Annotated in this window: 11 protein-coding genes and 1 pseudogene; 6 read left to right on the top strand and 6 right to left on the bottom strand. The window is 62.7% G+C overall.

Annotated features, from left to right (window positions below):
• The 4 genes and pseudogenes from E7813_RS25955 to E7813_RS25940 form a co-directional block, all read left to right on the top strand.
• Nucleotides 1-683: pseudogene (locus tag E7813_RS25955) on the top strand (CtpF protein); the annotation flags it as partial.
• 23 nt (nucleotides 684-706) lie between these two features.
• Entirely contained in the window at nucleotides 707-2,176 is a 1,470-nt protein-coding gene (locus E7813_RS25950) for a CpaF family protein (RefSeq protein ID WP_291578160.1), read from the top strand.
• A 10-nt stretch (nucleotides 2,177-2,186) separates the two neighbouring features.
• Nucleotides 2,187-3,161 carry a type II secretion system F family protein gene (locus E7813_RS25945; RefSeq protein ID WP_291578159.1) on the top strand — a complete coding sequence of 325 codons (975 nt, stop codon included), beginning with the start codon at nucleotides 2,187-2,189 and terminating at the stop codon, nucleotides 3,159-3,161.
• Nucleotides 3,162-3,170: 9 nt separating this feature from the next.
• A complete protein-coding gene (locus tag E7813_RS25940; protein WP_291578158.1) occupies nucleotides 3,171-4,157 on the top strand; it encodes a type II secretion system F family protein in 987 nt (328 codons plus the stop codon).
• 50 nt (nucleotides 4,158-4,207) lie between these two features.
• Here E7813_RS25940 and E7813_RS25935 read toward each other — a convergent pair whose 3' ends face one another.
• The 3 genes from E7813_RS25935 to E7813_RS25925 all read right to left on the bottom strand — a co-directional run bounded on the left by E7813_RS25935 (nucleotide 4,208) and on the right by E7813_RS25925 (nucleotide 5,693).
• Complete coding sequence (locus E7813_RS25935; RefSeq protein ID WP_291578157.1) at nucleotides 4,208-5,014, bottom strand: tetratricopeptide repeat protein; 807 nt, start codon at nucleotides 5,012-5,014, stop codon at nucleotides 4,208-4,210.
• Between the two features lie 181 nt (nucleotides 5,015-5,195).
• Nucleotides 5,196-5,399: a hypothetical protein gene (locus E7813_RS25930; protein WP_291578156.1), complete on the bottom strand. Its 204-nt coding sequence runs from the start codon at nucleotides 5,397-5,399 to the stop codon at nucleotides 5,196-5,198.
• Between the two features lie 87 nt (nucleotides 5,400-5,486).
• Complete coding sequence (locus E7813_RS25925; RefSeq protein WP_291578155.1) at nucleotides 5,487-5,693, bottom strand: hypothetical protein; 207 nt, start codon at nucleotides 5,691-5,693, stop codon at nucleotides 5,487-5,489.
• 206 nt (nucleotides 5,694-5,899) lie between these two features.
• Between E7813_RS25925 and E7813_RS25920 the strand changes: the two genes are divergently transcribed.
• Both E7813_RS25920 and E7813_RS25915 read left to right on the top strand, forming a co-directional pair.
• Nucleotides 5,900-7,282, top strand: coding sequence for a leucyl aminopeptidase family protein (locus tag E7813_RS25920; RefSeq protein WP_291578154.1), 1,383 nt, complete (start codon nucleotides 5,900-5,902; stop codon nucleotides 7,280-7,282).
• Nucleotides 7,275-8,120 carry an NlpC/P60 family protein gene (locus E7813_RS25915; protein WP_291578153.1) on the top strand — a complete coding sequence of 282 codons (846 nt, stop codon included), beginning with the start codon at nucleotides 7,275-7,277 and terminating at the stop codon, nucleotides 8,118-8,120. Before E7813_RS25920 ends, E7813_RS25915 begins: the two co-directional genes overlap by 8 nt.
• Nucleotides 8,121-8,189: 69 nt before the next feature.
• Here E7813_RS25915 and E7813_RS25910 read toward each other — a convergent pair whose 3' ends face one another.
• From E7813_RS25910 to E7813_RS25900, 3 genes are read right to left on the bottom strand one after another with little or no spacing between them, the layout of a single operon-like run.
• Nucleotides 8,190-9,827: an ABC transporter ATP-binding protein gene (locus E7813_RS25910; protein WP_291578152.1), complete on the bottom strand. Its 1,638-nt coding sequence runs from the start codon at nucleotides 9,825-9,827 to the stop codon at nucleotides 8,190-8,192.
• A gap of 6 nt (nucleotides 9,828-9,833) precedes the next feature.
• Complete coding sequence (locus tag E7813_RS25905) at nucleotides 9,834-11,012, bottom strand: ABC transporter permease (RefSeq protein ID WP_291578151.1); 1,179 nt, start codon at nucleotides 11,010-11,012, stop codon at nucleotides 9,834-9,836.
• Nucleotides 11,012-12,121 carry a microcin C ABC transporter permease YejB gene (locus E7813_RS25900; protein ID WP_291578150.1) on the bottom strand — a complete coding sequence of 370 codons (1,110 nt, stop codon included), beginning with the start codon at nucleotides 12,119-12,121 and terminating at the stop codon, nucleotides 11,012-11,014. Before E7813_RS25900 ends, E7813_RS25905 begins: the two co-directional genes overlap by 1 nt.

Genomic DNA, 12,121 nt, shown 5'->3' with positions numbered 1-12,121 from the left:
ACCTCGACCTTGCATTCGGCACCGCCGGCCTCGACTACAATCAGGATCCCGCCCAGGGGATCGCCGACGCGGTATTTTCGCCCGATCGCGTCGATACCGCGTTCATCGACCGGCTGCTGTCGAAATGCACCGACCACCTCAGCCTGCTGGCGGCGCCGGCCACGCTGGAGCGGGTCTACGACTTTGGCGCCGACGCCTTCGACTCGATCTTCGACACGCTTCGCACCACGATGCCGTGCATCGTGCTCGACGTTCCGCATCAATGGTCGGGCTGGACCAAGCGCGCCTTGGTGGGTGCGGACGATATCCTGATTGTGGCGGCGCCCGACCTCGCCAACCTGCGCAACACCAAGAACATATTCGACCTGTTGAAGGCATCGCGGCCCAACGACCGGACGCCGCTGTACTGTCTCAACCAGGTCGGCGTGCCGAAGCGGCCGGAAATCAATTCGAGCGAATTCGCCAAAGCCATCGAGAGCCAGCCGATCGCGGCGATCCCGTTCGACCCGCAGATGTTCGGTTCGGCGGCCAACAATGGCCAGATGATCGCGGAAATCTCCGCCAATCATCGCACCACCGAGATATTTCTGCAGATCGCGCAGCGGCTGACGGGCCGCGGCGAGACCAAAAAGCCGAAGGGTTCGTTCCTGTCACCCCTCATTGGAAAGTTGCGGGCAAAGTAAGTTAGCCCGCCTGGAGTGCCGTCGTGTTTGGTAAGCGTAGCGGAACAGATACCGATACAAGGCCGGCGAAGCCCGCCGCCAGCGCGCTGGAACCAGCTTCCGGCGCCGCCGCCGTTTCGCGCGAAGCATCTCCGCCCGCCGTTTCCTCGCCGCCGCTGGCACCGGCAAAACCGCCGCCGACTGCGCCCTCGGCGGAGGCGCGCCGGTCGGACACCTATTATCAGGTAAAGGCGACGATCTTCGGCGCCCTGATCGAAGCGATCGACCTTGCCCAACTCGCCAAGCTCGACGGCGAGTCCGCCCGCGAGGAAATCCGCGACATCGTCAACGAGATCATCGCGATCAAGAATATCGTGATGTCGATCGCCGAGCAGGAGGAACTGCTCGACGACATCTGCAACGACGTTCTCGGATATGGCCCGCTGGAACCGCTGTTGTCGCGCGACGACATCTCCGACATCATGGTCAATGGCGCCGGAACGGTGTTCATCGAAGTCTCGGGCCGCATTCAGCGCACCGGGATCCGCTTCCGCGACAACCAGCAATTGCTCAATATCTGTCAGCGCATCGTCAGCCAGGTCGGCCGGCGGGTCGACGAATCCTCGCCGATCTGCGACGCGCGCCTCGCCGACGGCTCGCGCGTCAACGCCATCGTGCCGCCGCTGGCGATCGACGGCCCCGCATTGACGATCCGCAAATTCAAGAAAGACAAGCTGACCCTCGATCAGCTGGTCAAATTCGGCGCGATCACACCGGAAGGTGCCGATATCCTGCAGATCATCGGCCGCTGCCGCGCCAACGTCCTGATTTCCGGCGGCACCGGCTCCGGCAAGACCACGCTGCTGAATTGCCTGACGCAGTACATCGACGACGACGAACGCATCATCACCTGCGAAGACGCCGCGGAACTTCAGCTGCAGCAGCCGCATGTGGTGCGGCTGGAAACCCGCCCGCCCAACATCGAGGGCGAGGGTCAGGTCACGATGCGCGAACTGGTGCGAAACTGCCTGCGCATGCGTCCGGAACGCATCATCGTCGGCGAAGTCCGCGGACCGGAGGCGTTCGACCTGTTGCAAGCCATGAACACCGGCCACGACGGATCGATGGGAACGCTGCACGCCAACAATCCCCGCGAAGCCCTGTCGCGCTGCGAATCGATGATCACGATGGGCGGCTTTTCACTGCCCTCGCGAACCATTCGCGAAATGATCTGCGCCTCGATCGACGTCATCATTCAGGCCGCCCGTCTGCGCGACGGCTCGCGGCGCATCACCCACATCACCGAAGTGATGGGCATGGAAGGCGAGACCATCATTACCCAGGACCTGTTCCTGTACGACATGACCGGCGAGGACGCCAACGGGAACATCATCGGCCGGCATCGCTCGACCGGCATCGGACGGCCGCGCTTTTGGGATCGCGCGCGTTATTACGGCGAAGAGAAGCGGCTTGCCGCGGCTCTCGACGCCGCTGAAGTCGTCGTGGAGATCTAAAGGGCGCGCCATGAAACTCCAAGCGCTCGCATTTGCCTTCCTCGCCACCGCCGCCGTCGGCGGTCTGGCGTGGGTCTTTATCTATCCCTTGCTGTCGGGGGAGCAAAAGGCTGCGAGCCGCCGCGCGTCCGTCGCAAAGCCGGAGCCGGCCGCGCGTCAGGCCGACAGAAATCAGCGCACGCGCCGCGAACAGGTCGAAGGATCGCTGAAGGATCTCGAAGCGCGCCGGCTGAAGGAAAAGAAGGTGCCGCTGAGCGCCCGTCTTGTCCAGGCCGGCGTCTCCTGGTCGCCGCGGAAATTCATGATCATTTCCGGTATTCTCGGGGTGATCGGCTTCGCGATGGCGATGATGATCGGAGGCAGTCTGCTTGGCGCCGGCGGCGTGGCGTTCGCCGCGGGCTTCGGCCTGCCGCGATGGGGCTTGAGCTATCTGAAGAAACGCCGTGAAAAGGCATTCCTGAAAGCGCTGCCGGACGCCGTCGACGTGATCGTGCGCGGCATCAAGGCCGGCCTGCCGTTATTCGACTCGATCAAGGTCGTCGCAGCCGATGCGCCGGAGCCGCTCAAGGGCGAGTTCATGGCCATCATCGAAACCCAGGCGATCGGCATGCCACTCGGCGAGGCCTGCGCGCGCCTGTTCGAGCGGATGCCGGTTCCGGAGGCAAACTTCTTCGGGATCGTCATCGCGATCCAGACAAAATCCGGCGGCAACCTCTCCGAGGCTCTGGGCAACCTGTCCAAGGTGCTGCGCGACCGCAAGAAAATGGCGGAAAAGATTCAAGCCATGTCGATGGAAGCCAAGGCGTCGGCGGGCATCATCGGTTCGCTGCCGCCCATCGTCATGCTGCTGGTTTACCTTTCGACCCCCGACTACATCGCGCTGTTGTGGACGCACCCGACCGGTCAATTGATGCTGTGCGGCTGCGTGATCTGGATGTCGATCGGCATCTTCGTAATGAAGAAAATGATCAATTTCGACTTCTGACGGTGCAGCATGATTGATTTTCTGGTCGGCAAGCTTCACGACGCGCGGTTCATGACCATGCTGCTGGCTGCGATCGCCGCGAGCATGACCGCCTATACGCTGGTCATGCCGTTTTTCGCGGGCGAGGGCCTCGCCAAGCGGATGAAGGCGGTGGCCAGCGAGCGCGAGCGGATCCGACAACGCGAGCGCGAGCGTCTCAGCAAGACCGAAAAAGTGTCGCTGCGCCAGGCGCCGAAGCAGGTCGTCTCGAAGGTGGTGGAAGACTTCAACCTCGGGAAATGGCTGGCGCAGGAGGCCGCGCGTGAAAAGCTCATCATGGCCGGCCATCGCGGGCACGCGCCTTACGTCACATTCTTGTTCTTCCGACTGGTGACCCCGATCCTGCTTTTCATACTGGCGGTGCTGTACGTTTTCGTGATCTCGCATATGGAGAAGTCGGTACCGGTAAAGATCGGCATGTGCATCGCCGCGGCTTATCTCGGATTGCAGGCGCCGATGCTGTACCTGAAAAACGCGATCTCGAAGCGCCAGCTCTCGATCAAGCGGGCATTTCCCGACGCGCTCGACCTGCTGTTGATCTGCATCGAGTCCGGCATGTCGATCGAAACCGCATTCCGCAAGGTCTCTACCGAGATCGTCACGCAGTCGGTGGCGCTATCGGAGGAGTTCACGCTGACCACGGCAGAGCTGTCGTATCTGCAGGATCGCAAGGTGGCTTACGAGAACCTTGCCAAGCGCACCGGCCTCGAAGGCGTGAAATCGGTCTGCCTGGCGCTGCAGCAGTCGGAACGCTACGGCACGCCGCTCGGCCAGAGCCTGCGCGTCATGGCGCAGGAAAATCGCGACATGCGCATGAACGAAGCCGAGAAGAAGGCGGCCGCCTTGCCGCCGAAACTGACGGTGCCGATGATCCTGTTCTTCCTGCCGGTGCTGTTCGTCGTCATCCTCGGACCGACCTTCATCAAGGTCGCGGCCTACCAAGCCGGAGGGGGATAACCTCCTCTTTTGATGCAAGTGCTTCGGCTAGTCGGTCGTGATCCGGACGATCAGTCGGGACGGCTGAGAGACGCCATCGGCGTCGGCCTGGCGCCGGTGCGCGGATTGTCCTTGCGGCTCAGCATCTGCTTCAGATAGGCGACATTCGCCGCCGCCTCGTCCGCCGGCAGGTCAGCCTTCACGATCGCCTCGGCCTCGGCAAAGCGGCCCTGCAGGCCAACCACCAGGCCCAGATTCTGCCGCACCTTCGCATCGGCTCCGGGGCTGTCATAGGCCCGGCGAAGCGCCTCTTCCGCCTTCGGCAAATCCTTTGAAAGAACATAGGACATCCCGAGATTGGAAAGCACCGACGGCTGCTCCGGTGAAATCTTCAGTGCGCCGGCATAATAGCGGCGGGCTTCCTCGTGGCGGCCGAGCTGATCGAGCGCGGTGCCTTGCACCGAAAGCAGTCGCCAGTCGGGATTCTCGGGCGAATGGGCGCGGGCCAGAACATCGAACGCCTGCTGGAAATTGCCGTTGTCGGCGAGCGCCCGGCCGTATCCGGCCAGCAGCGCCTTGTTGCCGGGATGGGCGATGGTGGCCTGTTCGAGCACGGCGGCGGCCTGGGAGCGCTGCCCGGTGGCGCGGAGCGCCTGGCCATAGGCCAGCGCCGCATCGGCATCCTTGGGGTTGGCGCGGTAGCGTTCGCCGTAGACTTCCACCGCGCGCCGCGGATCGGCGTCGGGGCTGGGCTCGGCCTTTGCCGTGATCGATCCCGTGATGTCCGACATGGTCTGGCAGCCGCCAAGCCCTGCGGCCAAAATCGCCGTCACGGCCGCGGATGCTAGAAACCGGGCAAGGCTGCACTGATGACGCATGACACTTTAACTCGGGCGAATGGATCGAACCGAACGTGCCAGCAATAGACTGTTAACCCTAACGGTTGGTTAATTCCGCCGATGCGCTCCCGATCCCGCTACCATCAGGCGTCGGTCAAGCACCGGTTCGGCAAAGTCTCCCGCGCGCGACGGCTGTCCATTATTCCGCAAAACCCGACCCTCAATATTCCACGGCGAGGCGCTTCCTGATTTCGTCGATCCGCTTGTCCAGCGCATCAAACCTGGCGTGCAGCCCCTTGTCGTGAAGATAAAAAATATAACCGCCGGCCAAAAGCCCGAAGATCCAGTGGTGGGTCTCGATGTAATTGATGACCTGCTCGATCGCGTGGCCGACTGAAACAACAATAGTCCACAAAACATCCATCGCATTCTCCGTTTAGAGAAAATGGCATTCCGACTCTGCTAGACTTTGCTTGGCACCGGCGGACGAGATATCGCCTCCGGTATTCGGCTATTTGTGATGCTTGCGGAGATAGGCGTGAAGCGAATCGGTGCCGGTCTCGACGAGCAGCGTCTTGAGCATCATGTCGCCGCGACGGCTTTTTGCAAAATGCTCGCCATAGGTTTTTCGCAAGGCCTTGACGCGCGTGTTGCCGTGCTTCTTGTCGATACGGCCTGTCGTATCGCGATGCCTGTTGTCTAACCCCTTCTTGGCCATTCGATCCCCTCCCGGATTGCGTGATGTAGCCTAGCATCATCTCCGGGCGCTGTGTAGTAGGCGGCGGCTTCGGTTGCTGCTACAACAGCCCGATCAACCGCGTACCCAGCCGATTGCGGACGTCAGGCAGACTGCAACTTCCGGTCAAAGACCACCCTCCACGCCGGCTCCGCGCTGACCGCTCCAATGGAAGACCGAGACAGAGGATGCCTTCAGTGTTCGAGACCGCAGCCGCTGCATCGGCAATTCCCATTACATTTGCGACCAAGGCGACATGGAAGTCGATCTGCGCCGGTTTTCCCGCGCAGGCGCAGCAGTTCGCGCAAGCCAACGGCTTTGCAGCCAAACCCGGAGCGTGCCTGACATTGCCGTCCGCGGACGGACAGATCGCGCAGGTGGTGTTCGGACTGGAGGACGAGACCGGCAAATCCCGTGACCTGTTTCGGCCCGGCGCGTTGCCGGGCCTGCTGCCGCCGGGAGTCTATCGCTTTGCCAACGCGCCGCACGACAGGCGGCTTGCGACGCTTGCCTTCGCACTCGGCAGTTACCGGTTCAGCCGCTACCGGAAAGTCGATGCGCCCGAGGTCAAACTGGTGCCGCCGGATGGCATCGACATTGCCGATATTACGCGAATGGCGGAAGCGGCGGCACTTGCCCGCGATCTCATCAATACGCCGGCCAACGACATGGGGCCGGAACAACTGGCGCTGGCGGCGCAGACGCTTGCGACGCGCTTTGGCGCCGATTTCAACTGCATCGTCGGCGACGACCTCGTGCGGCAGAACTTTCCGCTGATTCATGCGGTCGGCATGGCGTCGCCGCGCGCGCCGCGCCTGATCGACTTCACTTGGGGCGACCCTGCGCATCCGAAGGTGACGCTGGTCGGCAAGGGCGTCTGCTTCGATACCGGCGGGCTCGACCTCAAGCCATCCACCGGCATGCTGATCATGAAGAAGGATATGGGGGGTGCTGCCAACGTGCTGGCGCTGGCATCGATGGTGATGGATGCCAGGCTCAAGGTGCGGTTGCGGGTCTTGATTCCCGCGGTCGAAAACGCGGTCGGCGGCAACGCCTTCCGGCCGCTCGACATTTTCCCCTCGCGCAAGGGGCTCAGCGTCGAGATAGGCAACACCGACGCCGAGGGACGGCTGGTGCTGGCCGATGCGCTGGCGCTCGCCGACGAGGAGAAGCCCGATCTGCTGGTCGATCTGGGCACCCTGACCGGCGCGGCGCGGGTGGCGCTCGGTCCCGATTTACCGCCCTTTTACACCAATGATGAGACGCTGGCGCTGGATGTCGCGCGGTGCGCGAAAGCGGAGAACGATCCATTGTGGCGATTGCCGCTATGGCCGGCCTACGACGCCTGGCTCGATTCGAAGGTCGCCAACCTCAACAATGCGCCGTCGGGCGGGTTCGCCGGCTCGATTGTCTGTGCGCTGTTCCTGCAGCGCTTCGTCGAGGCCGCCAAAAGCTGGCTGCATGTCGATATCTACGGCTGGACGCCACAGGCCAAACCGGCGCGGCCGGAAGGCGGTGAGTGCCAGGCCGCCCGTGCGATCTACAAATTGCTCGGCGAACGCTATGGATGATCCGCGCCTGACCCCGGCGCGGCCGGACCTCGCCGCGAAATACCTCGAAGGCAAGGTCGCGGCGGCGCGCTTTGTCACCGGCGAAGAGTTCGAAATATCGGATGCCATCGCCCCGCTGCGCAGCCAGCCGTCTTCGGATGCCATGCTGCTGACACAAGCGCTGAAGGGCGAGCGCGTCACCATCTATGACCGCAACGGCGAAGGCTGGGCCTGGGGTCAACTCAACAGCGACGGCTATGTCGGCTGGCTTCCCGATCGCGCCCTGGCAAAACCCGTTGGAGCGCCGACCCACATGATCACGGCCTTGCGGACGTTCGCGTTTCCAGGCCCGTCGATCAAGCTGCCGCCGGTCGATGCTCTGCTCCTGGGAGCAAAAATAACCGTGGTGCGTGAGGACGGCGCGTTCGCCGTCACGCGCGAAGGCTGGTATCTGCCGCTGCCGCATGTCGGCAGCGTCGAGCATTATGAGCGCGATTTCGTCGGCGTCGCCGAACGCTTTGGCGGCACGCCCTATCTGTGGGGCGGCAAGAGCAGCCTCGGGATCGATTGTTCCGGCCTGGTGCAGATCGCGCTGAATGCCGCGGGCACCGGCTGCCCGCGCGACAGCGACATGCAGCAGGACGCCATCGGCCGAGCGCTGGATGCGGCGGAATTGAACAGGCTGCAGCGCGGCGACTTGATTTTCTGGAAAGGCCATGTGGCCATCGTGCGTGATGCCGACAGCATCGTGCATGCCAATGCGCATCACATGGCGACCACGATCGAAAATACCCCCAGCGCCATCGCGCGCATCAAGGCCGCGGGCAGCGAAATCACGGCGATCAAGCGGCCGACTTGAACTCGGCTTCACCTCTCCCGGAGGGAGAGGTGAAACGCGGCCCGTCCCCGGTGAGTGTGGGTGTTTGCCCTACGTCGCGGCGGTGCCGTCCGGCGCGGTTTCCAGCCGGAAGGCGGCAGCAAACAGCGCGCGGGTATAGTCGGTCTTCGGATTCTTGAACAGCTCCATCGCCGGCCCCTCCTCCACCACCTTGCCGAGACGCATCACGATCAGATGGCTGGCGAGCGAAGCGACAACGCGCAGATCATGCGAAATGAACATGTAGGTCAGATCGCGCTTGCGCTGCAGTTCGCGCAACAGATCGACCATCTGGGCCTGGAACAGCATGTCGAGCGCGCTGGTCGGCTCATCCAGCACGACGAAATCCGGCTCCAGCACCACCGCGCGCGCAATGCTGATGCGCTGGCGCTGGCCGCCGGAAAATTCGTGCGGATAGCGAAACCGCGTCGCCGGATCCATGCCGACATCGCGAAGCGCCTTGATGACGCGGGCTTCGCGCTGCTCCGGCGAAAGTCCGGGCTGATGCACGCTGAGGCCTTCGGCGACGATGTCGCCAACCGACATGCGCGGGCTCAACGCGCCGAACGGATCCTGGAACACGATCTGCATGTCACGGCGAAACGGCCGCATCGCCTTGAAGCGCAGCCCCTGGATATCGCTGCCCAGGAACACGATCCGCCCGTCGGACGAAATCAGCCGCAGCAGCGCCAGGCCCAGCGTGGTCTTGCCGGAGCCGGATTCGCCGACGACGCCGAGCGTCTCGCCCTTGCGCACCTTGAACGTGACGCCATCGACCGCCTTGATATGTCCGACCGTCTTGCGAAGCAGGCCGCGCTTGACCGGAAACCAGACCTTGAGGTCGTCGGCCGACATCACCACCGGAGAATCCGGCCGCGGCGGCGCCGGGTCTGGCTTCGGCTCCGCCGCCAGCAACGCGCGGGTATAAGGATGCTTCGGCGCGGTGAAGACCTGCTCTACCGGTCCCTGCTCGACGATCTTGCCGCTGTTCATGACGCAGACGACGTCGGCGATGCGGCGAACGATGCCGAGATCGTGGGTGATGAACAGCATGCTCATGCCGAGCCGCGCGCGAATTTCCGCCAGCAGCGTCAGGATTTGCGCCTGCACGGTGACATCGAGCGCCGTGGTTGGCTCGTCCGCGATCAGCAAATCCGGCTCGTTGGCGAGCGCCATTGCGATCATCACGCGCTGGCGCTGGCCGCCGGACAATTGATGCGGATAGCTCGCCAGCCGGGTTTCCGGTTCGGGAATGCCGACCTGCGTCAGCAGCTCCAGCGTGCGCGCCCGCGCCGCATTTCCGCCAATGCCGCTGTGAAGCTGCAGGATTTCAACGATCTGGGATTCGATCGTGTGCAGCGGATTGAGCGACGTCATCGGCTCCTGGAAAATGATCGAGATGTCGTTGCCGCGAATACTGCGAATCTCGCGCTCCGACAGATCGAGCAGCTCCCGGCCCTTGAAATGAATGCTGCCGGAGGGGTGCGTCGCAGTCGGATACGGCAACAGCTTCAGGATCGACAGCGCGCTGACCGATTTGCCGGAGCCGGATTCGCCGACCAGCGCCACGCACTCGCCACGCCTGATCTCAAAGGAAATATGGTTCACCGCAATCGAGCTGCCGCTGGGCTGGTGAAACGCCACCGACAGGTCGCGGACATCGAGCAGGGGCTGGTTGATGGCGTCCATGGCGGCCTACCTGAACGTCTTGCGCGGATCGAACGCGTCGCGCACCGCTTCGCCGATGAAAATCAACAGCGAGAGCATGATGGCGACGGCAAAAAACCCGGTGAAGCCGAGCCACGGCGCCTGAACGTTGGTCTTGCCCTGTGACAGCAATTCGCCGAGCGAGGGTGAGCCCGGCGGCAATCCGAAGCCGAGAAAATCCAGCGCGGTCAGCGTCATCACCGACGAAGAGACGATGAACGGCAGGAACGTCATGGTCGCCACCATTGCATTGGGCAACAGATGCCGGAACATGATCACGGCGTTGGAGACGCCGAGCGCCCGCGCCGCCATGATGTATTCGAAGTTGCGCCCGCGCAGGAATTCCGCACGCACCAGGCCGACCAGCGACACCCACGAGAACAGCAGGAGAATGCCGAGCAGGACAAAGAAGCCCGGCACCAGCACCGACGACAGGATCAGCAGCAGATACAGTGAGGGAATAGCGGTCCACACCTCGATGACACGCTGAAATGTCAGATCGATCCAGCCACCGAAATAGCCCTGCACCCCGCCGGCGGCAACACCGACGATCGACGAGATGATGGTCAGCGCGAGGCCGAACAGCACCGAGATCCGAAAGCCGTAGATCAGGCGCGCCACCAAGTCGCGGCCCTGGTCGTCGGTGCCGAGCCAGTTGTATTCGAGGTCGCGGCAGCCGGTCAGGCCCTTTTTCTGCACCACCTCCCTGCACTCGGTTTCCGTCAGCATCCAGGTCGGTTTCGAGGGCGCCGGCGTCGGCAGGTCGAGATTGTGCGTATCGTAGGAATAGCGGATCAGCGGCCAGAATATCCTGCCGCCCTTGTCCGCGATCAATTTCTGCAGATAAGGATCGCGATAATCCGCGGCGGTCTCGAAGTCGCCGCCGAACGTGGTCTCGGAATAGCTGACGAAGGCCGGCCAATACAGATGGCCGTCGAACCTGACCAGGAACGGACGATCGTTGGCAATCAGCTCGGCGAACAATGAGACAAAGAACAGGATCAGGAAAATCCAGAACGACCAGTAGCCGCGGCGGTTGGATTTGAAATTCTGCCAGCGGCGGCGGTTGAGCGGCGACGGGCTGAACCGGTGGCGGGTGATCGGCACGGCTTCGCCGAGCGGCGCGTGCGTGGTGGTTTCGATCGGCGGCGGCGCGATGACGGTCATCAGACTTCCCGGGCCTCGAAATCGATCCGCGGATCGATCCACATATAGGCAAGGTCGGAGATCAGATTGACGACGAGGCCGACCAGCGAGAAGATGAACAGCGTTCCGAACACCACCGGATAGTCGCGATTGAGCACGCTCTCGAAGCCGAGCAGACCGAGCCCGTCGAGCGAGAAGATGGTCTCGATCAGCAGCGAGCCGGAGAAAAACGCATGAATGAACGCTCCTGGAAAGCCGGCGATGACGATCAGCATGGCGTTGCGGAAGACGTGATTGTAAAGCACCTGCCGTTCGCCGCAGCCCTTGGCGCGGGCCGTCATGACATATTGTTTGCGGATTTCATCAAGGAACGAATTCTTGGTCAGCAATGTCATGGTGGCGAAGGCGCCCAGCGCCATCGAAATCAGCGGCAATGTGATGTGCCAGAAATAGTCGAGGACTTTCCAGTACCAGGGAAATTGCGACCAGCCGTCCGAGGTCAGCCCGCGCAGCGGGAAGAAATTGAAGAACGAGCCGCCGGCGAACAGGATGATCAGCAGGATCGCGAACAGGAAACCGGGGATCGCGAATCCGACGATGACCACCGCCGAGGTCCAGGTATCGAACCTCGAGCCGTCCATCACCGCCTTGCGGATGCCGAGCGGTATCGAGATCAGATAGGTCAGGAGCGTCATCCAGATTCCCAGCGACATCGAGACCGGCAGCTTCTCCTTGATCAATTGCAGCACGCTGACATCGCGAAAGTAACTCTTGCCGAAATCGAAGCGCGCATAATTCCACAGCATCAACGCGAAACGTTCCGGCGCCGGCTTGTCGAAGCCGAATTGCTTCTCGAGGCTCTTGACGAATTCGGGATCGAGCCCCTGCGCGCCGCGATACTTCGAGTTGATGGCGCCGCCGGCGGCCACGTTGACCTGGCCGCGCGGGCCGAAATCTCCGCCGGAACCCGAAATCCGCGAGGTGCCGCCGGTGTCCGCGCCGGTCAACTGCGCGATGACGCGCTCCACCGGACCACCCGGCGCAAATTGCACCACCACGAACGATACGAACAGAATTCCCAACAGCGTAGGGAACATCAGGAAAATGCGGCGGGCGATATATGCGCTCAT

Origin of the sequence: Bradyrhizobium sp., assembly GCF_004799405.1 — a bacterium.
Lineage (GTDB): Bacteria > Pseudomonadota > Alphaproteobacteria > Rhizobiales > Xanthobacteraceae > Bradyrhizobium.
This window is presented reverse-complemented; position numbering and strand designations above follow the sequence as displayed.